Raw genomic sequence first — 23,823 nt, 5'->3', positions numbered from 1 at the left:
GGGGGTTACCCCTCCAGGTGCTTCTTGATGTAGTCCACGGCCTGCTGGACCGTCGTAATCTTTTCGGCTTCCTCGTCGGGGATCTCGCACTCGAACTCCTCCTCGAGCGCCATCACGAGCTCGACGGTGTCCAGCGAGTCGGCGCCAAGGTCGTCCACGAACGAGGCCTCACCAGTGACCTCTTCCTCTTTGACCCCCAGTTGCTCGACGACGATTTTCTTGACGCGATCTTCGATGCTGCTCATTAAAAGGTCCTCCGAGGTTCTAATTGGCGCAGTCTTCCGGCTGCGGCGCGTATTGTAGGGGAACAGTTCGCTGAGTACCAGAACGCCCCAGCGGAATCCTGAACCATTTACAAGATACTGTTTAACAACGAGTTTTAAGCCATGTGCATGCCGCCGTTGACGTGCAGTGTCTCGCCCGTGATGTAACCGGCGGACGGCGAGGCCAGGAAAGTCACCGCCGCGGCGATATCCTCCGGGCTGCCAAGCCGCTCCAGGGGCACATTGCCAATCAGCGCCGCCCGCTGCTCCTCGCTCATGGCGGCCGTCATATCCGTCTCAATGAATCCGGGCGCTACCGTGTTCACCGTGATGTTGCGCGCACCGAGCTCCCGGGCCATCGACTTGGTCAGGCCCATGATGCCGGCCTTCGCCGCAGAGTAATTGGCCTGACCGGCGTTGCCCATGGCCCCGACGACCGAACCGATGTTGATGATGCGCCCGCCGCGCGCCTTCATCATGCCGCGCAGGCACGCCTTGCTCATGCGGTAGACGGAGCTGAGGTTCGTGTCGATGATCTGATCCCACTCATCATCCTTCATCCGCATGAGCAGGTTGTCGCGGGTGATGCCGGCGTTATTCACCAGGATGGTTGGCGCCCCGAAGTCACGGCCAATGGCGCCCAGCACCTCGGCAATCTGCTCCGAGTCGGTGACATCCAGTGCCATCCCGGTGCCCATAAGCCCGGCCTCCGACAGGCGCTGCCGAATTCCCTCGGCGCCCTGCTCGCTGGTGGCGGTCCCGATGACCGTCGCGCCGGCGCGGCCGAGGGACTCCAGAACGGCTTGGCCGATGCCCCGGCTCGCCCCGGTTACCAGGGCGATATGCCCCTGCAGGTCGTCTTTGCCGTGCACGCTGCCTCCTTCAAACAAAAGCTGTCCGGATGGGGTTAGCTGGTCGCCGGGAAACGGCGCAGCATGTCGTCCAGAGTGTCCGGCTCGCTGAGCGATCCGCCCTGAAGGCTGCGCTCAATCCGGCGAGTCAGTCCGGTCAGAACCTTGCCCGGGCCGCACTCCGCCAGGACCTGAACGCCTTCGCCGCTCATCTTCTGGACCGTCTCCGTCCACCGCACCGGGTTCGCCAGCTGCTCGACCAGCCGGCGGCGGATCGACGCAGCGTCCCGGCTGACCGAGACATCGACGTTGTGGATGACCGGACGGCGCGGCTCCTCGATCGCTACTTCCTCGAGGCGCTGGGCCAGACGCTCGGCGGCTGGCTGCATGAGGCTGCAGTGGGACGGCGCGCTGACTGGCAGCGGCAGAACTCGCTTGGCGCCGGCCTCCTTCGCGGCGGAACCGGCCCGTTCCACTGCCTCCTGGTTGCCGGCGATGACCACCTGTCCCGGCGCGTTGAAGTTGACGGGCTGCACGACGGCCCCCTGGGCGGCGCCGGCGCAGATCTCCCGGATCTTGTCGTCCTCAAGCCCGATGACCGCCGCCATGGCGCCCTCGCCGGCCGGCACGGCCTCCTGCATGTAGCGACCGCGCTCGGCCACCAGCGCGGCCGCATCGGCGAGCTGCAGCGACTCGGCAGCCACCAGCGCGCTGTACTCCCCCAGGCTGTGTCCGGCCAGCACCGCCGGCTCCGCACCGCCTCGTTCCTGCCAGACGCGCCACAGCGCCACGCTGGCGACCAGGATGGCCGGCTGCGTACGATCGGTCCGATCGAGTTCCTCAGCTGGCCCGTTCGCGATCAGTTCCCAGAGATCGTAACCCAGCGGCTCGGAGGCTTCGCCGAAGGTCTCGCGGACCGTTTCGTCTTCCTGCCAGGCCGCCATCATCCCGACCGCCTGGGAGCCCTGGCCGGGAAAGACCATTGCAAATTCCGGGGTGTGATTGCTCATCTCAGCTCCTGCACGGAATCCATCTCGGGAGGGCTAGTACCGGACCAGCGCCGACCCCCAGGTAAACCCGCCACCAAAGGCTTCCAGCAGCAGGGTCTCCCCGCGCTGGATGCGACCGTCACGCACCGCGGTATCCAAGGCGATGGGGATCGACGCAGCCGACGTGTTGCCGTGCTCGCCCACCGTCACCACCACGCGCTCCATGGGCAGATCGAGCTTCTTCGCGGTGGCCTGGATGATGCGGATATTCGCCTGATGCGGGACGAGCCAGTCGACCTTGCCCTTGTCGACCCCGGCCGAGTCCAGGGTCTCTTCGACAATCCGCGTAAGGGTGTTCACGGCCACCTTGAACACCTCGTTGCCCCGCATGTGGATGTAGCCGCTTTCGGCCCCGAGGGCGGCGTAGCCCCGCCCCGGCCCCCACGGGACATACAGCAGCGGCTCATAGCGACCGTCACAGTGCAGGTGGGTGGAGAGCACACCGGGTTCGTCCGAGGCCTCGAGCACCACAGCTCCACCGCCATCCCCGAAGAGCACGCAGGTCCCGCGATCCTCCCAGTTGAGGATGCGGGTCATCGCCTCGGCACCGATCACCAGGGCACGGCGCGCATCACCGCAACGCACGAAACGCTCGGCGATACCCAGAGCGTAGATAAACCCTGAGCAGGCCGCCGAGATGTCGAAGGCCGCCGCACCGGGACGCACCCCAAGGGCGCGCTGCAGGGACGAGGCCGTACTTGGGAAGATCCGGTCAGGCGTGCAGGTGGCGACGATGACCAGATCGATCTCATCGCCGCTGACTCCGGCCGCTTCCAGCGCCCGCTGCGCCGCGATCCGACCGAGATCGCCGCAGACCTCCTCATCGGCGATCACCCGCCGCTCGCCGATCCCCGTGCGCTCGCGGATCCACTGATCCGAGGTCTCGACATGCTGCTCGAGATCCTTGTTTGTGATCACACGTTCGGGGAGGTAGCTCCCGGTGCCGATTATCCTTGCGTTGCTCACGCCCCTTCTCTCGCCCCCAGCAGCCGCTCGATGCGCGCATTGATCAGGTCCGGGACCCCCTGTTCGGCCTCCCGGACAGCGGTGTCGATGGCCCGACCAAAGGCAAAGCTGTCCGCCGAACCGTGACTCTTGAGGGCAACCCCCCGCAGGCCGAGCAGGCTCGCGCCGTTATACTGACGGGGATCGATACGCCCGCGCAGGGAACGCAGCACCGGCAGCGCGATCAACCCGGCGATCCGCGAGAGAGGGTTGCGGCGGAACTCCCTGCGCATGTACTCGGAGATCAGTGACGCCACGCCTTCACTGGACTTTAGGGCCACGTTGCCGACGAATCCGTCGCAAACGACCACGTCGGCCTCGCCCTTGAAGATGCCGTCGCCCTCGATGTAACCGGTGTAGTGGATCTCCCGGGACTCCAGCAGCAGCTCCGCGGCGTGCTTGACCGACTCGTTGCCCTTGATCTCCTCTTCCCCGATGTTCAGCAGCCCCACACGCGGACGCTCCACCCCGTGGACAGCCTCCGCGGCCACCGCCCCCATGACAGCAAACTGAAAGAGGTGGTCGCCGGTGCAGTCGACGTTGGCACCGAGATCCAGCATGTGTGTGGCACCGTCAAGCGTGGGGAGGGTGCTCATGATCGCCGGCCGGTCGATGCCCGGCAGGGTCTTCAACAAGTAGCGGGCGGTCGCCATGAGCGCACCGGTGTTCCCGGCGCTTACACAGCCATCGGCCTCCCCGGCCTTGACCATCTCCAGGGTGACACGCATGGACGAATCCTTCTTGGAGCGCAGCGCCTGGGAAGGCGGCTCGTCCATGGCCACGACCTGCGTGCAGTGGCGCACGCTCACGCGCTCGGCATCGCCGTACCTCTCCGCCCGGAGGTGCTCGCGCAGGGTCTCTTCCTGCCCCACGAGCACCACGTGGAGATGGGGGTGGCGTTCCAGCGCCCGCAAAGCAGCGGGGACCACGACACTGGGTCCGTGATCCCCGCCCATAGCGTCCAGCGAAAGGATTATATGGCCCGTCATGCCTTCACCCGCTCGACGACTGGGCAATACCCCGCGATGACGACCACGGCGGAGCGGCTCAGTCGTCCTGCCCGCGGGTCACCTTGCGGCCCCGGTAGTAGCCGTCGGCGCTGATGTGGTGACGGCGATGAGTCTCGCCGGTGCTCTGCTCCGTGGCGAGCGTCGGCTTGCTCAGGCTGTCGTGGGAGCGACGCATGCCACGCTTGGAGGGCGTCTTGCGATTCTGTTGTACGGCCATTGTCTAATCACTCCGATCGGTTCAGAAATTCGTTTTTGGCGGGGCCCTGGTTAGTCATCTGCCTCGTGGCGGCGGACCTTGCCCTGCAGGCTGGCAAACGGGCTGAGGGCTTCCCGCGCGATACCGGCCTCGTGTTCGGGGGGCGTGCAATCCGCCCCTGTATGCCGCGCCACCACCGGCAGCGCCAGCAGGATCTCTTCCTCGACGACCTGCAGGGGCCGAACCGCCGAGCCGCAGACATAGGGCTCCAGCTCGTCGGGCAGGGCCTCGCCCTCCTCCTCGGTCGCCACGATGACCACCCGGAAGGCGACGACCACCGGGTGATGATAAACCCCGAGGCAGCGCTGGCACGTCAGCGGCACGTCCGCCTCGATGCGCCCCGCCAGTTCCCGCCGGCCCGCGTCATCCAGGCTGCCTTCCAGGCGAGCCCACGCCTGCCCTTCCTGGATCGCCAGCAACGGCGCCAGGCGCGGCATGGTCGGCAGCGCCAGAGTGCCCTGGTGGACACGAGGCGGCGTGCCAAAATCGTCTGGAGCCAGCCCATCCGGCAACATAAGGGTCTGCATACTAGCCCCGCCACCGGATACTGTAAAGTGCTGGCACTGCGCCGTTTACGGCGCTAGGGTGCACGGCGTTCCAAGCCAATGGGTCTTAATCCATGTCTGAAGCAGGATCGCTGATTCTGGCCTCCGCATCGCCTTATCGTCGGGCGCTACTCGAACGTCTGGGCATCCCGTTTGAGATCGATGCCGCTTCTATTGACGAGACCATCGCCAGCGGCGAATCCCCGGAAGGCGCCGTGGCGCGCCTAGCGCGGGAGAAGGCCCGGGCGGTGGCCGAGCGTCGCCCCGGAGCCGTGGTGATCGGCAGCGACCAGGTGGCGGCACTCGGCAGCGAGATCCTCGGCAAGCCCGGAAGCGAAGAGCGTGCCCGAGAGCAACTGAGCCGCTACTCCGGCCAATGCGTGCGCTTTCTCACCGCAGTCTGCGTATGCCAGGACAGCGCCGAGGAACACCTGCTGGAAACCGTACAGGTCCGGTTCCGGAGCCTCGACGCAGAGACCATCGAGCGTTACGTCCGAGCCGACCATCCCCTCGACTGTGCCGGGGCAATTCGCTCGGAGGGCCTTGGTGCCGCTCTGCTGGAGTCCGTGGAGAGCAACGACCCCTCGGCGCTCATCGGCCTGCCGCTGATCGGCGTCGCCCGGCTTCTGCGCGACAAGGGCTACCGTTTGCCCTGATCCCCCTGCGGGGGGGGGGGGCCCCCCCGGGGGGGGGCCCGGGGGGGGGGGCCCCCCCCCCCCCCCCCGGGGGGGGGGGCCCCGCCCGGGGGGCCGGCCCGCAGCGCGACATCAGCGGGGCTGATACTCGAGACTCTGCAACGACTGGTAGACCCCCTGCCCCACGGCGGTGCCGAAACGCTCGGCGAGTTGGGAGAGGAAGTCCCGACGGGCTGTGTAGTCGACGAGCTCCTCCTCGCCGATCACGTCCCGGGCAACGCTGCGCACACTGCCGATCTCGTCGGCAAGCCCCTTGTCGAGACTCTGCCGCCCGGTCCAGATCAGCCCCGAGAACAGGCGCTCCTCGTCGGCTCCAGCTGCGTCGATCTGCTCCCCGCGCCCGTCACGGACCGCGGCGATGAACTGGCCATGGATATCGTCGAGCATAGTGCGGACGTGCTCGACATGGTCCTCGTTCTCCGGCGCGAAGGGATCGAGGAAGGCCTTGTCCTCTCCGGCCGTATAGATTCGCCGCTCGATGCCGAGTTTCTCCAGCGCCTCGCCAATACCGAAGCTGCCCATGATCACCCCGATCGAGCCCACGACGCTCGACTCGTTGACGTGGATCCGGTCGGCGGCGGCAGCCACGTAGTATGCGCCGGAGGTGCCGACGTCCTCGATGACCGCATGGACCGGGATGTCTTCATGCTCGTCGCGCAGGCGCCGGATCTCCTGGTAGATCTGCCGGGCGTGCACGGCGCTCCCGCCGGGGCTGTTGATGCGCAGCACCACCCCGGCGACATCGTCCGCCTCGAAGGCGCGCTCCAAGCCGCGGATCACCTGCTCGGCGCTGGCCGCAGAATCCGACATGATCGGACCATCGATCCGCACCTCAGCCGTGTGCGGGCCAACCTCCTCTTCGGCAGCGAAATCAAGGCGCCCGAGGGAGATCGCCACCAAGACAACCACCGCCAGAACGGCACCGCGGGTAATCAGGCGCCAGCGCCGTGCCCGCCGCTGCTCGCGGATATTCTCCTTCAGCAGCTCCAGTAGCGCTTCGCGCTCGGATGTCTCTTCGCTCATGCTGACTCCTCGTCTTGGGATTGCGACAGGCGCTCAAGCACCGCCTGCAACTCATCGCCCAGCGGTGCCTCGATACATAGGGGCTCCCCACTGTCCGGATGCTGGAATCGCAGCGATGAAGCATGCAAAAACAACCGGCGCAGGCTGCACTCACGCAGCGCGGCATTCGCCGCACGATCGCCGTAGCGCTCATCGCCGGCGACCGGGTGGCCGATATGGCGGGCGTGGACCCGGATCTGGTGAGTGCGTCCGGTCTCCAGCCGCGCAGTGACCAGAGTCGCCCGCACCCACCGCTGTACCGGGCGGAATTCGGTCACCGCCGCCCGCCCCTGCTTGCTGACGCGCACCTGGCGATCCCGCGGTGCGCCGGGCAGGCGCTCCAGAGGCGCGTCCACCCGCACCGGCATCGCCCCACGCACCCGCCCGGCCAGAAGCGCGGCGTAATGCTTTTCCACCTTGCCCTGGCGAAGCTGCTCGTGGAGCCGACGCAGGGTGGAGCGCCGCTTGGCCAACATCAGGCAACCGCTGGTCTCTTGGTCCAACCGGTGAACCAGCTCAACGAAGGGAAGGTCTGGCCGAATACCCCGGATCGCCTCGACCAACCCGACACGCACGGTAGAACCGCCATGCACAGCAAGCCCCGACGGCTTGTCCAGGATTAGCAGCCGTTCATCCTCGTAGAGGACCCCATCGCGCAGTCGCGCCTCTAGGCCGTCGGGCAGCCCGCCGGAAGCGACCTCAGCGGGCTGACGCTGCCCCGAAACCGGCGGTATGCGCACCACCTCCCCGGTGCTCAGGCGGCGCGTGGGCCGCGCCCGCCCCCCGTCGACCCGGACCTCCCCCTTGCGCAGCAGGCGATAGATCCGGCTGCGCGGAACGCCCTTGAGCTGGCGCAGGAGGAAGTTGTCGATTCGTTGCCCGGCCTCTTCGGCCAGTACCTGATGGTGTCGAACCTTGGGATCAGAGGCACTCATTCGGAAATTTTAGCAAAAGAAGAAATTTGAAGGGTGACGCAAGTCACTGATACAATTAGCCGCACGTGGCGACCGGTTAAGCCGGGATCCGCGACGACGGGTTTCATGCAGTGTCGCACCTCGTGCGGCACTGATTGCAGCACCAGAACGAGACAACGGGCCCGCGCCCGGACGCGGCGCGGGCCACTTGACCACGACCAACAAGCCCTGCGCCCCTTCAACAGGAGTCGAGCGCGGATGACACGGACGGATCTGTCGCACTGGATGGTCTGGCTCGCCGCCTGGTCGGCGCCACCAATGTCGCCCGAGCGGCCCTTGGTGGCGTGGCCAGATACGACGCCGACGTACCAGTCCGTCCTGTCCGGCGGCCTGGAAGCGATGGCGGCAGGGCTGCGGAGATTGCGCACCCATGAAAAGAATGCTGATCAACGCAACTCAGCCGGAAGAGTTGCGCGTTGCGCTGGTGGACGGCCAGATCCTCTACGATCTCGACATCGAGGCGCCCTCCCGCGAGCAGAAAAAGGCGAACATCTACAAGGGGATCATCACCCGGGTTGAGCCGAGCCTGGAGGCCGCGTTCGTCCAGTACGGTGCGGAGCGCCACGGCTTTCTGCCCTTCAAGGAAATCGCGCCCGCCTACTTCACCTCGGCGGATGGTCAGCGGAACACGCCGAAAGACGGCCTGCGCGAAAACCAGGAAGTCCTCGTCCAGGTCGATAAGGAGGAGCGTGGCAACAAGGGCGCCGCGCTGACCACTTATATCAGCCTGGCCGGGCGCTACCTGGTGCTCATGCCGAACAACCCCCGGGCCGGCGGCGTGTCCCGCCGGATCGAAGGCTCCGATCGCGCCGAGATTCGTGAAAGCCTGCGCCAGCTCGATGTCCCGGAGGGCATGGGCTTGATCGTGCGTACAGCGGGCGTGGGGCGCAGCACCGAAGAGCTCCAGTGGGACCTGGATTACCTGCTCAAGCTCTGGGACGCCATCCAGAACGCCACCGCCGAGCGCGCCGCTCCGTTTCTGGTCTACCAGGAGAGCGACGTCATCATCCGCGCCCTGCGCGACTATCTCCGCTCGGACATCGGCGAAATCCTGGTTGATGACGACGAGGTCTTCGCCAAGGCGCGCGACTTCATCGAGCAGGTCATGCCGTACAACCGGCAGAAGCTCAAGCAATACACCGACCCGGTGCCCCTCTTCTCGCGCTACCAGATCGAGAGCCAGATCGAGTCGGCGTTCCAGCGGGACGTGCGCCTCCCTTCCGGCGGTGCGATCGCCATCGACCATACCGAGGCGCTGATCTCCATCGACATCAACTCCTCGCGCGCCACCAAGGGTGCTGACATCGAGGAGACGGCGCTTAACACAAACCTCGAGGCCGCCGACGAGATCGCCCGGCAACTGCGCCTGCGCGACCTCGGTGGCCTGATCGTGATCGACTTCATCGACATGGGTCCGCCGCGCCACCAGCGGGAGGTGGAGAATCGGCTGCGTGAGGCGGTCAAGGCGGATCGGGCCCGGGTGCAGATCGGGCGAATCTCCCGGTTCGGCCTTCTGGAGATGTCCCGGCAGCGCCTGCGCTCCTCGCTTGGTGAGGCCCACCAAGAGGTCTGCGGTCGGTGCGGCGGCCAGGGCACGGTGCGCAGCGTCGAGTCCCTGGCGTTGTCGATTTTGCGCATCATCGAGGAAGAGGCGATGAAGGAGAAGACCGGGCGCGTGCTCGCCCAGCTCCCGATCGAGGTCGCCACCTTCCTGCTCAACGAAAAGCGGGCCCAGATCGCCGAGCTCGAACACCGCTACGGCGTGCACGTCCTGCTGATCCCGAACCGCAACCTGGAGACCCCGCATTACGACGTCCAGCGCGTGCGTACCGACGAGGGGCTCGAGCAGAGCGGCTCCAGCTACAACCTGGCGACACCCGCGCCGGAGCCGACCGTCATCGAAGCGGGCCTGCCGGCCAGCCGGCCACCGGCACCCGCCGTGCAGGGTGTAACCCCCAGCGCGCCGGCGCCCGCGCCGGAATCGCAACAAACATCGGACGCTGCAGCCGGGGATGGCCACCAGGAGGAGGATGCCCCGCTGAGTTCGATCTTCCGCCGTCTCCGCGGCCTGCTGTTCCAGAGCGCGCCCGGCGACGAGCGCACCGAAGAGGGGGATTCCGGACGCGAGAAGAAGCCACGGTCCCGGAGCGAGCGGAGCTCCAGTGATGGCAACGGCTCCAGCACCGGCCAGAACAGACGGGGAACCCGGCGCGGTGGCCGCTCCCGCGGCGGCGGCCGGAGTCGACGCAGCCCCGGCGGTGGTGCCAGCGAGGGCGGCAACGGTCAGCAGCAAAACGAGCAGGAGAGCCCGTCGAAGGGCGCGTCGAGCGAAGCGCCCCGCGCCCCGGATGAGACCAAGGGGCACGGTGGCAACGGCGGCAAAGGGCGTTCCACGGGCGGCAAGCGCAAGAATGCCGGTGGCAACGGCAAGGCTGAGGCCACCGCCGAGCCCCCGGAGGACGATGCCCAGACCACGGACGCTGACAGCGGCAGCACCCGGCAGGACACCCCCTCGGCGGCAGCGGGTCAGGACGACACCTCCCGCAACGCCGAAGCCCGCTCCGCCCGCAGCGGTCGCAGCCGCCGCGGGCGCCGCGGGGGTCGCCGGCGCCGTCGCTCCAGCAACGGCAACGAGCACGCCGACGGATCCACCACCGCCTCAGGCGCGGAGGAGAACGGCGACACGGGGCCGGAATCCCCGGCACCTGACCCGGCGGCTGCCGCATCGCCCGCCACTTCCACGCCGGCGGGCGCGGATGCGGAGAAGACGCCGGACAAACCTGCAAACGCGCCGGACCGGGCGGATACACAGCCCCCGAGCGCGGGCGGGCAGCAAGATGCCCCGCGGCCAGACAAGGGGAACCGGAAACCGGGGGACAACGGAAAGGCGCGCGCGGAACAGAAGCCCGCCACCCACGCGGAGGCGAAAGCGGAGAAGACCGCCCCTACCCCGAGCGCGGAGACCGGGGATGTACAGCCCTCACAGCCGTCTGCTGGCCCCGCGCCCCGGGGAAGCGCCGACGATGCGGCCCAGGGCAACGGCGGGCGCAAACAGGTCCGCTCGGGGCGTCCGCGCCGACCGAAGCAGGCTTCTACATCCGGAACCGAGGCATCATCACCAACCAGCGATGATCGCACCTCGACCCACGCGGAAGGTGAAGGGGCGGAAAAGGCCGAGTAACCGCCGCCCTATCCGCCCAATAACGGTTGACTGCGGGCGGCGTCACGCCGCCCGCAGTCTTTCGTGACTAGCCCTGGTTCCGGCGTACCTCGTCGATCAGCCCATCGGCGGCATCCTGGATCAAGTCGAGCACGTGCTCGAAACCGCGCTCACCGCCGTAGTACGGGTCGGGCACCTCCCGCTCACTGCGGGTGCGGGCGTAATCGAGAAAGAGTCCGAGCTTGTGCTTGTGCTTCGGCGGGCAATCGGCTTGGAGGATGCCGAGGTTGGCCTCGTCCATAGCCAGGATCAGATCGTGCTCCTGGAAGTCGTAGCGCTCCACCTGGCGGGCACGCAGGTCACTGATGTCGACCCCGCGCCGCCGCGCGGCCTCTTGGGCGCGCTGGTCCGGCCCTTTGCCGACGTGGAAGTCATGGGTGCCCGCGGAGTCGAGGTCCACGTGGTGGTCAAGCCCCTCCTCGCGCAGACGCTGGCGCAGCACCCCCTCCGCTGTCGGCGAACGGCAGATATTGCCCATACAAACTAGAAGTATCTTCATTTTGCTTTCCTGATCAGTCGGTTCCACGAAACCTGCACCCTACAGAGACCGCACCTTTTTACGGTTGAGGTGACTGCAGTCGTCGAGCCACTGCCTCCAAGTCGGCCGGCGTATCGACGCCGGGACCCGGACGCTGTTCGGTGACGGCAACCTGGATCGCAAAACCGTGCCACAGTGCCCGGAGCTGTTCCAGCGACTCAAGCTGCTCCGGCGGCGCCGGTTCCAGCCCCGGGAAGCGGCGCAGGAAGGCGACGCGGTAAGCATACAGCCCCAAGTGCCTGAGCCACCCGCCGGCCGCCACCGTCGTGTCATCGATCGCGCCGAAGCGCTCCCGGTCCCAGGGGATCGGCGCCCGGCTGAAATACAGGGCGTGGCCACGCCGGTCCCGCACCACCTTGACCACCGAGGGCTCGAAAAGCTCACCGGCTTCCGAGATCGGGGTTGCCAGCGTGGCGATGGCGGCTCCGGGATCGGCCCCGAGTCGTTCGGCCACCAAAGTGACCAACCCCGGCGGCATCAGTGGCTCATCGCCTTGCAGATTGACCACGATGGCGTCATCGACTAGCGCCAACCGATCGACCACCTCGGCAATGCGGTCCGTGCCGGTTGGGTGATCCGGGGCGGTTAATAAAACCTCCGCCCCGAAGTCGAGGCAAGCCGATTCAATGCGCCGGTCGTCGGTAGCCACCACAACGCGCTCCGCGCCACTCTCGACCGCCCGCCGGTGTACATGCCGGATCACCGGCTCGCCGAGCAGATTGGCCAGCGGCTTACCGGGCAGCCGGGAAGCACCGAAGCGAGCCGGTATGACGACGGTGAACGCTGGGGGGGTCATGGCCGCTCCTCCCGGGTACCGAGCCGGTCGATCAGCCCGGTCACCGCTGCGGATAGCTTCGCTCCGGGAACCAGCTCCACGGGCAGGTACCAGAGGCGGTCTACCCCGGGCAGGTTTCGACACTTCACGGCATCCTTCTCGGTCATCACGACAGGCCGCTCATCGACAAAGGCAAAGTCCCCCGGTGAAAAGGCGTGGTGGTCTGGGAATACGTGACGTTCCGCCACGCGGATCCCCGCCTCCTCCAGGGAAGCAAAGAACCGCTCGGGATGGCCGATACCGGCCACGGCGTGGGCCATGCCATCCGGCCAGGGCCGCTCGCTGCCATCCACGGCAAGGGGGGAGCCCGGACGCAGACGAAACACGCTATCGCCCTCGGGGACCGCGTCGCCGTTCACCGCAACGATATCCACTGTGGCCAGCCGACCGGCCGGTTCCCGCAACGGCCCGGCCGGCAGCAGTCGCCGGTTGCCCAGCCTGCGCCGCGCATCCAGAACCACGATTTCGGCGGCTCGCCGCATCCGGTAGTGCTGTAGCCCGTCGTCACTGACCACCACATCGCAGCCCGCCTGCCAGGCCGCGCGTACCGCGGCCGGGCGATCAGCACCGACCCGTACCGGCACCCCGCAACGCCGCGCAAGCAACACCGGCTCGTCACCCACCTGCCCAGGGTCCGACTCCGCAGTCACGGTCACCGGCCCCTTCCCGGCCCGACCGCCGTAACCGCGCGCTACAATCCCCGGCTGCCAACCCTGCTCCCGCAACCGCGCGACCAGCCACGCCACCAGCGGGGTCTTGCCCGTGCCACCGACAAAGAGGTTGCCGACCACGATCACCGGCACGGGGGATACCGGACGGCCAAGCCAGCCGCGCTGGTAGAGTCCCCGACGCAACGCCACCACACCCCCGTAGAACGCGGCGAGCGGCGCCAGAGCGCGCGCTGCCGGACCGCCTTCCAGCCAGAAGCGCGGGACGGACATCAGCCTACCCTTCCACCGGAAGATCGGTGCGGTCTTCGAACTGCATCCGGTACAGCCCGGCGTATCGCCCGCCGCGTTCGAGCAGCTCGCGATGCGTACCGCGCTCGACGATTCGTCCGCCGTCAAGGAAGAGGATCTGATCCGCGTTCTCGACCGTCGAGAGCCGGTGGGCAATGACAAAGCTCGTCCGGCCCTCCATCAGACGCTCCAGCGCCCCTTGGATGTGTCGCTCGGACTCCGTGTCCAGCGCCGAGGTCGCCTCGTCCAAGATCAGGATCGGAGCATCCTTGAGCACCGCCCGGGCTATGGCGATGCGCTGGCGCTGCCCGCCGGAGAGCAGCACCCCATCCTCACCCACCTCGGTCTCGAAGCCCTGCGGCAGGGCCTCGATGAAGCCGGTTGCGTTGGCGGCATCCGCTGCCGCGCGGACCTGGTCATCGCTCACCGCCCCCTGGGCCCCGAAGCGGATGTTGTCGGCCACCGAGGCGTTGAACAGCATCACATTCTGCCCGACCATCGAGAACTGTCGGCGCAGATCGGCCAGCCGGTACTCTTGCAGCGGCAGCCCGTCGAGGCGGATCTCACCGCCGGTCGGCTCGTAGAAGCGCGGGAGCAGATTGACCAGCGTCGTCTTGCCGCTGCCCGACGGCCCCACCAGCGCCACGGTCTCGCCGGCCTGCACATCCACATCGATCCCGCGCAGGACCTCCCGCTCGCCGTCGTAGGAGAACCGTAGACCCTCCAGCTCGACGTGCCCCCCGGCGCGATCAATGCCCCGTGTACCATGATCCGGCTCCTGCGGGGCGTCCACCACATCAAAGATGCTCTGCGCAGCCGTCAGCCCCTTCTGGATGGTCGCGTTGACAGCGACCAGGGACTTGAGCGGCGGATTCAGCAACAGGATAGCGCCGGCAAACGAGACAAAAGTACCCACAGTTATGGTCTCAACCACCGCATCGACGGTGACAAGGTAGATCACCACCGCCAGGGCGATGCCGGCAACCAGGCGGATCAGCGGAACCGAGGCGTACTTGGTGGCCATGAATTTCATGAACTGCTTGCGGTTGCGCTCGTTCACGCGCTCGAAACGCTGCCGCTCGCGATCCGCCTGCCCGAAGGCCTTGACCACCTGATAACCGTGCACGCTCTCTTCGGCTACGCTGCCCACGCCACCGACGGCGTGGTGGATGCGCTTGCTGATCTTGCGGAAGCGCTTGGTGATGTAGGCGATGATCCCACCGACCACGGGCAGAACCCCGAGCACGATCAGCATCAGCCACGGTGAGAGGTAGGTCATGTAGCCCAGCAGAAAGACCACCCGCGCGCCGTCCTGGATTAGGCTCAAGACGGCACGCGTCACCGCACCGGCCACCTGCTCGGCTTCATAAGTGAGCTTGGAAACCAACCGGCCCGAGGACTGCTGGTCGAAGACCCAATTCGGCATGACCAGCAGCCGGTCGTGAACGTCCAGCCGCAAACGCTTGACCAGCTGGCGACCGATCCAGGTCATCAGATAGTGGGAGGTGAAGTGAGCAACGCCCTGGAAAACGATGAACACGATCAGCAGCAACGCATAAAAGCGGATCGTGGCTGCATCCTGCTCGACGAAACCGTCATCGAGCAGCGGCCGGATCAACGCCACCACGCCGGTCTGCGTGCCGGCAAGCGCCAGCATCGCCAGGATCGCCACCACTCCCACCTTCCAGTGCGGTAGGACGTACCCGACGAACAGCCGACGGAACGTCGGCCACGTCCGGCGATCCAGCTTGCGCGTCTGAGCGCTGTCGGGCAGTGGCTGCCCAGGGGCTTGTGCTTGCGTGCTCAAACCGTCTCCCTCACGGGTCGTCGGAGCGTGTGGTGGCGATGGAAACGCGATCGATACCGACCCGGCCGGCCCCATCGAGCGCACGGACCACGGCCCGGTGCGGAGCATCAGCGTCGGCGCGGACCACGATTCCGGCAACGTCTCCGGCCTCCCGCGCCTCCTCCAGTGCCCGGACCAGGGTGTCGATCTCCCGATTGACCAGGGGGCTGCCGTCGACGAAGTACTCCCCTTCGGCGCTGATGCCGATCTCGAGCAAACGGGGCTGCGCTTCCTCGGTCTCCTGTTCGGCCTCGGGCAGTGTGATGTCGAGGCCGACCTGATCGACGAAGGTGGTGGTCACCATGAAGAAGATCAGCAGCAGGAAGACGACGTCGATCAGCGGCGTCAGATTGAGATCTGGCTCGTCCCGGCGTTGGCGGCGTCGCAGGTTCAAGCTGTCCCCCGATCGCGCTGTGCCGAGCGCTCAGGATCGCTGGCCTCTAGCAGCAGCATGGCCTCCTGTTCCATCTCGACCACGCGGTCATCCACCAGCCCGCGCAGATAGCGGTACGCCATCAGCGCCGGAATGGCCACCGTCAGCCCGGAGGCCGTCGTGATCAACGCCTCGGCGATACCCCCGGAGAGCGCCTGCATGTCCCCAAGCCCCTCGGCACTGATCGCACCGAACACCTTGATCATCCCGATCACGGTACCCAGCAGGCCCAGCAGCGGGCTGATCGCAGCGATCGTGCCCAGTGTATTCAGGTAGCGCTCGAGACGGTGCGCCTCGTGTCGGCCGGCATCCTCAATAGCCTCGGCCATCACACTGCGGCCGTGGTGCCGGTTGGCCAGACCGGCCGCCAGGATCCGGCCCAGCGGTGAACTCTCCTTGAGCGTCTCTAGGTGATGGGCCTCGAGCTCATGCTCCTGCGCCAGGCGCCAGGCCCGACCGCGCAGCGGCTGGGGCAGGATCCGCCGCTGCTGCAGGGTCCAGAAACGCTCGATGATGATGGCCAGGGCGAGCACGGAGCCGATCAGGATCGGCACCATCAGCCAGCCGCCGGCCTGGATGAGCTCAAGCATGATCACTCCCCGGGGTCGGTCAAGGGCGCGCAGTCCGGAAACGGGTGGGCGTGGCGGCGGATTCTAAAGCATCCCGCCCGCCGACGCAGCCGCACCGCCCCGATGATAGATCCGGCCACTGCGCTGCAGCTCGCTGCGCAGCTGCCATGTGCGCCCATCGTCGCTAAGGATTAGTGCCCCGTGCTCGTCGGTGCGCAGCATCCGGCCATCCTCTGGCGCGACGGCCGCGCTGCACGTACCTCGGTCCTCGGCGCAGCCAGCCGCCCCCACGACCCATCCGGCAGTGTCGGCATCGAGTTCCGGTCGCAAAGACAGGTCATCCGCCCGGCCCTCCACATCGAGCCCCCATGCCCCTTCGTCGAGGGGCGTGGCCCGCAGCGTCAGACTGCCCAGGGTGATGGACCACCCATCGGTCTCCGCCTCGCGCCCGGCTCCCAACCACTCGGCGTCCGCCCAGCGCTGCCGCGCTTCGGCCACGGCCCCGTCCCAGGGGGACTGCTTGCGCGGTACCAGCCACGCTTCGAGGGTTAGCCCCCGGGCCTCGAGAAACGGCTCCACGGCCACGCTCGCCGCATCGAGCCCTCCGCCGGGGCCGCCGCCATAGACCACCGCGCGCTCCCCGTCGCAGAGCAGCGCGGTCAGCCCGGAGCCGGTGTCGAAGACCACCACCCGCGCAGTCTGCCCACCCCCGTGGTCGCCCGGGCCGAGCAGCAGCAGGGCTAGTAACGGACCGGCCAACCAGCGCCCGGGCAAGGCGTGCGGACCGAGCACCAGCGCCACCCCGAAAACCGCCAGAGCCACGGCGCCCGCCGAGGGGGCAGGCACCTCGACGGCCCCGAAGGCCTGGGCCATCCAGCCGAGCACCGACATGAGCAGGCCAAGCGAGGCCTCCGCGGCCTGCCACAACCAGCCGCCCCAGGCAGGCACCAGGGGATGCAGGGCGATACCAGCCAGCACCGGGGGCACTACCAGCAGGCTGACCCATGGCACGGCCAAGAGATTGGCCAGCGGCGAGAGCAACGGCAAGTGCCCGAACCAGACGGCAGTCGCGGGCAACATGCCGATGCCCACCAGCGTCTGAATGCGCAGCCAGGGCAGCGGGCCGCGCTGCACCGGCCGACCCGTCGTAGCCGCCAGGATGATGGCCACGGCCCCGAATGAAAGCCAGAATCCGGCCCCGAGGGGCGCCCAGGGGTCGACGGCCAGGACGGCGGCCGCGGCCACGGTGAGGCTGTGCCAAGGGCTCAGGGGGCGGCGCAGGGCGAGCGCCCCCGCGAAGACCAGCACCATAACCAGCGCGCGCTGGGTGGGCAGGGTGAAACCGGCCAGGGCCGCGTAGCCCGCAGCAGCCAGCGCTCCGGCCAGGGTGCCGGCGACCACCGCCGGCCCCCGGCGAACCAGTGGCGGGATCCAGCGCCAGAGCACGCCAGCCAGCATCCCGGCCAATCCGGCGACCAGACCGATGTGCAGCCCGGAGATGGCCAACAGATGGGCGGTCCCGGTAACCGAGAGCACGTCCCACTGATTGTCGCTGATTCCGGCGCGCACCGCGACGCCGAGCCCTTGGACCAGCCCCAGATACCGCGAATCGCCGAGCCGCTCGGCCATCACCTCGGCAATCCGCGCTCGGAGCCGATCCATCTGCCAGCGGCCGGCCAGGCGCTCGGCGCGATCCGCATCCCGCACGTAGCCCGTGGCACCGATGCGGTGCTGGAATAGCCAGCGCTGGTAGTCGAAACCCGCCGGGTTGAGGAAGCCGTCCGGGGCGCGCAAGCGCAGGCAGAGGTGCCAACGTTCCCCGGGGCCCGGCTGGCCCTCCCCCGCACCGTACCAGTCCACGCGAACCCGACGCGGCAACGGATCGGTCAGCTTGCCCTCGACCTGCCGCTCCGGACGGAACTCGAAACGCGTTCGATGACTCTCAACCTCGGGGATGGAGACGATCCGCCCTTCTAGGCAGGCGTCCGTACCATCCAGGCCCGGGTCGAGCTCGTGGGCCAAGAGCCAGCAGGCGCTGAGCAGGGCCCAAGCGCAACCCAGCAAACCGGCAGCCGGCCAGCGCCAACCACGCGGGGCGATCAGGGCCCACCCGAGCGCGGTGGCAGTCGCCGCCACGACCGACAGGACGCCGGGGGGCTCCCGTAACAAGCTCACGACCAGTACGATTCCGGCCGCGAAAGCAAGCGATCCGGCTCGCATCAGCCATCCTTGGCGTATGCGTGGTCGGTTAGGCTAGCTGAGAACCCCGCCGGGGCGCCAGCGCCCCGGCTTGGACAGCGGCCCGGTCAGGCAGGTATCGAGGAACATTCATGCGACGGTGGCTCAAGGGAACGTTACCGGATCTGCAGCGGCTCAAGCAGCAGGGGCGCTTCGGCTTCCTGGGCCGACTGCTTGAGGATCCGTTCCTGTTCCACCTAAACCGCCGCTCGACGGCCGGCGGTGTCGCGATCGGGGTGTTCGTGGCCTTCCTGCCCATCCCGCTGCAGATGCTGCTGGCCGCGGTCATCGCCATCCTGGTCCGCGTTAATCTGATCCTCGCCGTGATTCTGGTCTGGGTGAGCAATCCCCTGACCATGGGGCCGATGATCTACGCCAGCTACCGCACTGGCGCGTGGCTGCTCGGCGCGGAGTTTGAACAGTTCGACTACGACAACACCGTGCAGTGGTTCCTGGGCAATCTGAACCAGGCCTGGCAGCCGGTGCTAACCGGATCATTGGTGCTCGGGGCGCTTGCCGGGGTCATCACCTACATTGCGGTCCTGCTGATCTGGCGCTACGCCGTCCACCGCGAGCGCAACCAGCGCCGGATCCGCATCGCTCACCGACGCCGTAGTATCACCGCGCAGGAGCAAGGCGGCGACAAGCGTTGACCGCTAGCCCGACGCCGGCTCCTGCGACCGCCCCTGCTGCGCCAGCAGGTGGCCGTCCTCGAGTTTGTAGACCCGCTCGGTGCGGTGCGCCAGGTCCAGGTCGTGGGTCACGAAGACGAGCGCGGTACCGAGTTCCTCGTTAAGGCTCTGCAGCATCCCGAACACGCGCTCGGCCGTATGACGATCCAGATTCCCGGTAGGCTCATCGGCGAGGATGCACTTCGGTCGCGTCACCAGGGCGCGCGCAATGGCCACCCGCTGCCGCTCACCTCCGGAGAGTTCCGACGGGCGGTGGCTCATGCGCGCTTCCAACCCGATCCGCTCGAGCAGCCCGGCCGCCGTGGCACGCGCCCGTGCCGCTGGCTCGCGCCGGATGAGAAGCGGCATGGCAACGTTCTCCAGAGCCGTGAACTCCGGCAGCAGGTGGTGAAACTGGTAGACGAACCCCAGCGCCTCGTTGCGTAGGCGCCCGCGGGCCGCCTGCTTAAGGTCGTAGATCCGCTGGCCGGCCACGTGGACCTCGCCGGCGGAAGGGGTGTCAAGACCGCCGAGGATGTGCAGCAGGGTGCTCTTGCCGGAGCCGGATGGCCCGACCACGGCCACTTGCTCACCGGCGCGCACGCGCAGATCCAGACCGCTGAGGACCTCGATCTCCTGCGGCCCCTCGCTAAAACGCTTGGCCACCCCCCGACAGTCGATGACCACCTGGGCATCACTCATAGCGCAACGCCTCCGCAGGCTCGGTGCGTGCCGCCCGCCACGCCGGGTAGAGCGTGGCGACCAGGGACAGCACCAGCGCCAGTGCCGTAATCCGCCCCACGTCCTCGCCACGCAGTTCGGAGGGCAGATCGCTGATGTAGTAGACATCGGCGGGCAGGAACTCGAAATTGAGCAGCTGCTCCACCGCCGGGACGATGTTCTCCACGTTGAGCGCCAGTGATACACCCCCGGCGACCCCGAGCGCGGTCCCGACGACGCCGATCACCGCCCCCTGGATGATGAACACCGCCATGACGCTGCCGGGGCTCAGCCCGACGGTGCGCAGTATGGCAATATCGGCCTGCTTATCGCGGACGACCATCACCAACGTCGAGACGATGTTGAAGGCCGCCACCGCCACGATCAGCGCCAGGATGACGAACATCACCGTTTTCTCGGTCTGCACCGCCCGGAAGAAATTGGCGTGCTGGCGGGTCCAGTCCACCACCCGGTAGTGCCCCGGCAATTCGTTGGCCACCTCGCGGGCCAGCCAGGGCGCGGCCATCATGTCGTCGAGCTTGAGCCGGATGCCGCTGACCGCGTCGCCCATGCCCTGGACCCGCGCCATATCACCGATATGGGCGATGGCCAGGGTCCGGTCGTACTCGTGCATCCCCACCTCGAAGATACCGGTCAGCGTGAAACGCCGCATGCGGGGGGTAATGCCGGCGACAGAGACACGGGCCTCCGGGGTGATCACGGTAATCCGGTCGCCGATCCGTGCGCCGAGCTCGCGCGCCAGGGCCGAGCCCATGATCAGCCCGAACTCCCCGGCTTCCAGTTGCGCATCCCCGGCGATGACCTGATCCAGCACATCGGAAACACGAGGCTCCCGATCCGGATCCACGCCACGGATCAGCGTCCCGCTAACCTGGCCGCCGCGGGTCACCATGACCTCTCCGTCGATGAACGGCGCGGCCCCCACCACACGGGGATGTTGCTCGGCGCGTTCCAGCACCCCAGGCCAATCATCCACCTGGCGCTGAGCGCCATGCACCTCGGCGTGCGAGACCATGCCGAGGATCCGCTCGCGCAGCTCACGCTCGAACCCGTTCATGACCGAGAGCACGGTAATCAGGGCCGCCACGCCCAGGGCGATGCCGATCATCGAGGTCATGGAGATGAACGAGACGAAGTGCCCCCGCCGGCGGGCCCGGGTGTAGCGAAGGCCGATGAACAGCTCTACAGGTCGGAACAACGGACTACGGCTCCTCTTGATGATGGACCGGCAGGGGACAGTCGGGGCGGATCCCGGTGGCGCTCGGATGCAGCCGGATCGCCCGCAGGTCGACGCCCGCCGCTGCGGCCTCGCGCAGCGCCTCGGCATAGCGCGGGTCGATCGACTCGGCCGGACGCACCTCCAGCGCATCGCTGCGCTGCACGCAGAAGATCAAGGCGGCACGGCCACCACCGCGGACCCAGTCGGCAAGGACCTCCAGATGCCGCCGCCCGCGCTCGGTGACCGCATCCGGGAACAGCGCCCGGCCGTGCTCCACCGCCGCTGTCACGTTCTTGACCTCAACAAAGCACGGCGGTTCCCCGCCCGGATGGTCCTCCAGAAGCCAGTCGGCACGCATGGGGGCGTCCGGCACCCGGACCTCGCGGCGACGCGTGGCGTAAGCCGACAACCCGGGCAGCAATCCGGCATCCAGCGCCTCGCCGACCAGCGCGTTGGCGCGCCCAGTGTGGACCCCCACTACGATCGACCCCGGCAGCTCGACCAGTTCCCAGGTGTGCGCATACTTCCGACCGGGGCGCGCGGAGTGGCTGAGCCACACCCGCGAGCCAGGCTCGGTGCAACCGAGCATCGAGCCGGTATTCGGGCAGTGCACGGTCCACTGTCGGCCGCCAGCGTCCTCCACATCGGCAAGAAAACGCCTGTAACGGCGGACCAGTCGCGCCTCCGTCAACCCCTGCTCGAATTCCACGACACGGCTCCCCCGGGCTTGATCCGCGCTCAGTCTACGCGTCCGCGGCACATCGCTCATACCCTTTACATGACTCGGTGATCGGGTATAGTCCGTGTCGCCTTTTCGGGATCCGACCAACGCCATGTCCGCGCCCGTTCACCCCGATTGCCAACATCCGCGCCTCCCCGCCGAATGGGAGCGCCAGGCAGCGCTGATGCTCACTTGGCCCCACTCCGGCGGCGACTGGGGCGAACACCTCGCCGCCGCCGAGGCTAATCTCGAGCGCCTGGCTGCGGCTGCGGCGCAGTACCAGCCCGTACTTGTCGTCTGTCCCGACAGCCGAACCAGTGGCCGCGTGCGCAACCGCCTGCGCTCCGCGGGGGTTCCGGCGCAGCGCCTGATCTTTAGCGAAGCGCCTTCCGACGATGTCTGGGCACGGGACCACGGCCCGATCACCGTCCTGCGCGCGGGCGGCCGGGCGCAGCTGCTCGATTTCCGCTTCAACGGGTGGGGCGGGCGCTATGCCGCCGCCGAGGACGACCGCCTGACGCGGAGACTCACCGAGGAGGGCGTCGTCGGGGGGGAGTCCTACCGGCGCATCGAGTGGATCCTCGAAGGCGGCAGCATCGACAGCGACGGCGCCGGCACCCTGCTGACCACCTCGCGTTGCCTGCTCAACCCCAATAGAAACAAGGATTCCGGGCGCGAGGAAGTGGAGGCCCAGCTCCGCGCACGCCTCGGCGTCCGCCGTGTACTCTGGCTGGAGTCGGGCTGGCTCTGCGGCGACGACACCGACGGCCATGTCGACATGCTGGCCCGCTTTGTCGACCGCCACACCATCGCCCACGCGGTCTGCGAGGACCGCGATGACCCGCATCATGCACCGCTGGAGGCGCTGCGCGCCGAGCTGAGCGCCGCACGCACCCTCCACGGCGAGCCCTACCGGCTGATCGAGCTGCCCCTCCCGGCCCCGATCCATGACGAAAATGGCAACCGCCTCCCCGCGACCTACGCCAATTTCGTCTTCATCAATGGCGCCGTGCTGGTGCCGGTCTACGACGACCCTGCGGATGCAGTGGCCTGCGCGCGGCTCGCCCAGGCCTGCCCGGATCGCGATATCGTCCGGGTGCCGGCGCGGGACCTCATTCGCCAGGGCGGCAGCATTCACTGCGCCACGATGCAGCTGCCGGAGGGCGTCATCGTCGATGGTCTGGCCGCGCCAACTGCGGGCGCAGGGAGGGTTCACGAGGCATGAGCCGCCAAACCACGCTCGGTCTGGTCCAGCATCCGTGCGGTGCGGACCGGCAAGAGAACCTGGAACGCTCGGAGGCGGGGATTGCCCGCGCCGCCGAGGCGGGGGCCGATGTGGTCCTGCTTCAGGAGCTACATTGCGGGCACTACCCGTGTTACGAGGAGCACCCGGCCCATTTCGACGCAGCTGAGCCCATCCCGGGCCCGGGGACCGAGCGGCTGGGCCGGGCGGCTGCTGAACACGGCGTGGTGGTCATCGGCTCGCTCTTCGAACGCCGGGCGGCCGGGCTCTACCACAACACCGCGGTGGTGCTCGAGCGCGACGGCACGCTGGCCGGCACCTATCGTAAGATGCACATTCCGGATGACCCGGGCTATTACGAGAAGTTCTACTTCACCCCCGGCGATGGCGGCTTCACCCCCGTGGACACCTCCGCCGGGCGGCTGGGCGTGCTGGTGTGCTGGGATCAGTGGTTCCCGGAGGCAGCCCGGCTCATGGCCCTCGCCGGGGCCGAAATCCTGCTCTACCCCACCGCCATCGGCTTCGCCCCGGAGGAGCCCGCCGATGAGCAGGCGCGGCAACTCGAGGCCTGGGAGACCATCCAGCGCGGTCACGCCATCGCCAACGGCCTACCGGTGGCAGCGTGCAACCGGGTGGGCACCGAGCCGGCCGCCCGTTTCTGGGGCCGCAGCTTCGTCTGCGGCCCACAGGGCGAGATCCTTGCCCGCGGCGGCGAGGAAGAGACCGTCCTCGTTGTCCGCCTCGACCTCCACCGCACCGAGGAGGTCCGGCGCATGTGGCCGTTCCTGCGCGACCGGCGCATTGAAGCCTACCAAGGCCTCGCCCGGCGCTACCTCGACACCCCGGGAGACGCGTAGGACGGCGCCGCGCCGGGCTGGTA

24 protein-coding genes are annotated in these 23,823 nt (G+C 67.9%); 5 read left to right on the top strand and 19 right to left on the bottom strand.

Annotated features, from left to right (window positions below):
* Positions 1 to 5: 5 nt before the first annotated feature.
* From acpP to LRF89_RS00230, 7 genes are all read right to left on the bottom strand, one after another.
* Positions 6 to 245 (bottom strand): acyl carrier protein, encoded by a 240-nt coding sequence (acpP, locus tag LRF89_RS00260; protein ID WP_011814030.1) that lies wholly within the window; start codon positions 243 to 245, stop codon positions 6 to 8.
* Positions 246 to 379: 134 nt separating this feature from the next.
* Complete coding sequence (fabG, locus tag LRF89_RS00255) at positions 380 to 1,135, bottom strand: 3-oxoacyl-ACP reductase FabG (RefSeq protein ID WP_201167196.1); 756 nt, start codon at positions 1,133 to 1,135, stop codon at positions 380 to 382.
* A 35-nt stretch (positions 1,136 to 1,170) separates the two neighbouring features.
* Complete coding sequence (fabD, locus tag LRF89_RS00250) at positions 1,171 to 2,124, bottom strand: ACP S-malonyltransferase (protein ID WP_201167194.1); 954 nt, start codon at positions 2,122 to 2,124, stop codon at positions 1,171 to 1,173.
* 33 nt (positions 2,125 to 2,157) lie between these two features.
* On the bottom strand, positions 2,158 to 3,129 hold the full coding sequence (locus LRF89_RS00245) for a beta-ketoacyl-ACP synthase III (protein WP_238634816.1): 972 nt from the start codon (positions 3,127 to 3,129) through the stop codon (positions 2,158 to 2,160).
* Complete coding sequence (gene plsX, locus LRF89_RS00240) at positions 3,126 to 4,157, bottom strand: phosphate acyltransferase PlsX (protein ID WP_238636406.1); 1,032 nt, start codon at positions 4,155 to 4,157, stop codon at positions 3,126 to 3,128. The genes LRF89_RS00245 and plsX overlap by 4 nt, the downstream gene beginning before the upstream one ends.
* Positions 4,158 to 4,215: 58 nt before the next feature.
* Positions 4,216 to 4,395, bottom strand: coding sequence for a 50S ribosomal protein L32 (gene rpmF / locus LRF89_RS00235; protein ID WP_201167188.1), 180 nt, complete (start codon positions 4,393 to 4,395; stop codon positions 4,216 to 4,218).
* A gap of 50 nt (positions 4,396 to 4,445) precedes the next feature.
* Positions 4,446 to 4,961 carry a YceD family protein gene (locus tag LRF89_RS00230; protein ID WP_201242508.1) on the bottom strand — a complete coding sequence of 172 codons (516 nt, stop codon included), beginning with the start codon at positions 4,959 to 4,961 and terminating at the stop codon, positions 4,446 to 4,448.
* Between the two features lie 92 nt (positions 4,962 to 5,053).
* On the opposite strand from LRF89_RS00230, the gene LRF89_RS00225 reads away from it, so the two are divergent.
* Positions 5,054 to 5,635, top strand: coding sequence for a Maf family protein (locus LRF89_RS00225; protein ID WP_201167181.1), 582 nt, complete (start codon positions 5,054 to 5,056; stop codon positions 5,633 to 5,635).
* 111 nt (positions 5,636 to 5,746) lie between these two features.
* Here LRF89_RS00225 and LRF89_RS00220 read toward each other — a convergent pair whose 3' ends face one another.
* Together LRF89_RS00220 and LRF89_RS00215 are read right to left on the bottom strand one after the other, a co-directional pair.
* On the bottom strand, positions 5,747 to 6,697 hold the full coding sequence (locus LRF89_RS00220) for a S49 family peptidase (protein WP_201167178.1): 951 nt from the start codon (positions 6,695 to 6,697) through the stop codon (positions 5,747 to 5,749).
* The gene (locus tag LRF89_RS00215) at positions 6,694 to 7,671 is read right to left on the bottom strand and encodes an RluA family pseudouridine synthase (RefSeq protein WP_201167175.1); all 978 of its coding nucleotides are present in this window, start codon (positions 7,669 to 7,671) and stop codon (positions 6,694 to 6,696) included. The genes LRF89_RS00220 and LRF89_RS00215 overlap by 4 nt, the downstream gene beginning before the upstream one ends.
* A 409-nt stretch (positions 7,672 to 8,080) precedes the next feature.
* Here LRF89_RS00215 and rne point away from each other — a divergent pair, with 409 nt between their 5' ends.
* Positions 8,081 to 10,891, top strand: a complete 2,811-nt coding sequence (gene rne / locus LRF89_RS00210; RefSeq protein WP_201167172.1) for a ribonuclease E — start codon at positions 8,081 to 8,083, stop codon at positions 10,889 to 10,891.
* A gap of 67 nt (positions 10,892 to 10,958) precedes the next feature.
* Here rne and LRF89_RS00205 read toward each other — a convergent pair whose 3' ends face one another.
* The 7 genes from LRF89_RS00205 to LRF89_RS00175 form a co-directional block, all read right to left on the bottom strand.
* Positions 10,959 to 11,429 (bottom strand): low molecular weight protein-tyrosine-phosphatase, encoded by a 471-nt coding sequence (locus LRF89_RS00205; RefSeq protein ID WP_201167169.1) that lies wholly within the window; start codon positions 11,427 to 11,429, stop codon positions 10,959 to 10,961.
* A 58-nt stretch (positions 11,430 to 11,487) separates the two neighbouring features.
* Positions 11,488 to 12,264, bottom strand: coding sequence for a 3-deoxy-manno-octulosonate cytidylyltransferase (kdsB, locus tag LRF89_RS00200; protein ID WP_201167166.1), 777 nt, complete (start codon positions 12,262 to 12,264; stop codon positions 11,488 to 11,490).
* Positions 12,261 to 13,244, bottom strand: a complete 984-nt coding sequence (gene lpxK / locus LRF89_RS00195; protein ID WP_201167165.1) for a tetraacyldisaccharide 4'-kinase — start codon at positions 13,242 to 13,244, stop codon at positions 12,261 to 12,263. Before lpxK ends, kdsB begins: the two co-directional genes overlap by 4 nt.
* A 4-nt stretch (positions 13,245 to 13,248) precedes the next feature.
* Positions 13,249 to 15,069, bottom strand: a complete 1,821-nt coding sequence (gene msbA / locus LRF89_RS00190; RefSeq protein ID WP_238636405.1) for a lipid A export permease/ATP-binding protein MsbA — start codon at positions 15,067 to 15,069, stop codon at positions 13,249 to 13,251.
* Between the two features lie 10 nt (positions 15,070 to 15,079).
* Positions 15,080 to 15,502: an ExbD/TolR family protein gene (locus tag LRF89_RS00185; RefSeq protein WP_201167163.1), complete on the bottom strand. Its 423-nt coding sequence runs from the start codon at positions 15,500 to 15,502 to the stop codon at positions 15,080 to 15,082.
* Positions 15,499 to 16,131: a MotA/TolQ/ExbB proton channel family protein gene (locus tag LRF89_RS00180; RefSeq protein ID WP_201167161.1), complete on the bottom strand. Its 633-nt coding sequence runs from the start codon at positions 16,129 to 16,131 to the stop codon at positions 15,499 to 15,501. The genes LRF89_RS00185 and LRF89_RS00180 overlap by 4 nt, the downstream gene beginning before the upstream one ends.
* A 63-nt stretch (positions 16,132 to 16,194) precedes the next feature.
* Positions 16,195 to 18,285 (bottom strand): ComEC/Rec2 family competence protein, encoded by a 2,091-nt coding sequence (locus LRF89_RS00175; protein WP_238636404.1) that lies wholly within the window; start codon positions 18,283 to 18,285, stop codon positions 16,195 to 16,197.
* Positions 18,286 to 18,440: 155 nt separating this feature from the next.
* On the opposite strand from LRF89_RS00175, the gene LRF89_RS00170 reads away from it, so the two are divergent.
* Positions 18,441 to 19,001, top strand: a complete 561-nt coding sequence (locus LRF89_RS00170) for a DUF2062 domain-containing protein (RefSeq protein WP_201167143.1) — start codon at positions 18,441 to 18,443, stop codon at positions 18,999 to 19,001.
* Positions 19,002 to 19,004: 3 nt separating this feature from the next.
* Here LRF89_RS00170 and lolD read toward each other — a convergent pair whose 3' ends face one another.
* From lolD to sfsA, 3 genes are read right to left on the bottom strand one after another with little or no spacing between them, the layout of a single operon-like run.
* A complete protein-coding gene (lolD, locus tag LRF89_RS00165) occupies positions 19,005 to 19,721 on the bottom strand; it encodes a lipoprotein-releasing ABC transporter ATP-binding protein LolD (RefSeq protein WP_201167141.1) in 717 nt (238 codons plus the stop codon).
* On the bottom strand, positions 19,714 to 20,958 hold the full coding sequence (locus tag LRF89_RS00160; protein ID WP_238632611.1) for a lipoprotein-releasing ABC transporter permease subunit: 1,245 nt from the start codon (positions 20,956 to 20,958) through the stop codon (positions 19,714 to 19,716). Before LRF89_RS00160 ends, lolD begins: the two co-directional genes overlap by 8 nt.
* 4 nt (positions 20,959 to 20,962) lie before the next feature.
* Positions 20,963 to 21,688 (bottom strand): DNA/RNA nuclease SfsA, encoded by a 726-nt coding sequence (gene sfsA / locus LRF89_RS00155; protein WP_201167138.1) that lies wholly within the window; start codon positions 21,686 to 21,688, stop codon positions 20,963 to 20,965.
* A 124-nt stretch (positions 21,689 to 21,812) separates the two neighbouring features.
* Here sfsA and LRF89_RS00150 point away from each other — a divergent pair, with 124 nt between their 5' ends.
* Positions 21,813 to 22,925 carry an agmatine deiminase family protein gene (locus tag LRF89_RS00150; RefSeq protein ID WP_201167136.1) on the top strand — a complete coding sequence of 371 codons (1,113 nt, stop codon included), beginning with the start codon at positions 21,813 to 21,815 and terminating at the stop codon, positions 22,923 to 22,925.
* Positions 22,922 to 23,800 (top strand): carbon-nitrogen hydrolase, encoded by an 879-nt coding sequence (locus LRF89_RS00145; protein ID WP_238636403.1) that lies wholly within the window; start codon positions 22,922 to 22,924, stop codon positions 23,798 to 23,800. Before LRF89_RS00150 ends, LRF89_RS00145 begins: the two co-directional genes overlap by 4 nt.
* The last annotated feature ends 23 nt before the right edge of the window (positions 23,801 to 23,823 follow it).

Origin of the sequence: Halorhodospira sp. 9621 (assembly GCF_022228055.1) — a bacterium.
Classification (GTDB): Bacteria; Pseudomonadota; Gammaproteobacteria; order Nitrococcales; family Halorhodospiraceae; genus Halorhodospira; species Halorhodospira halophila_A.
This window is presented reverse-complemented; position numbering and strand designations above follow the sequence as displayed.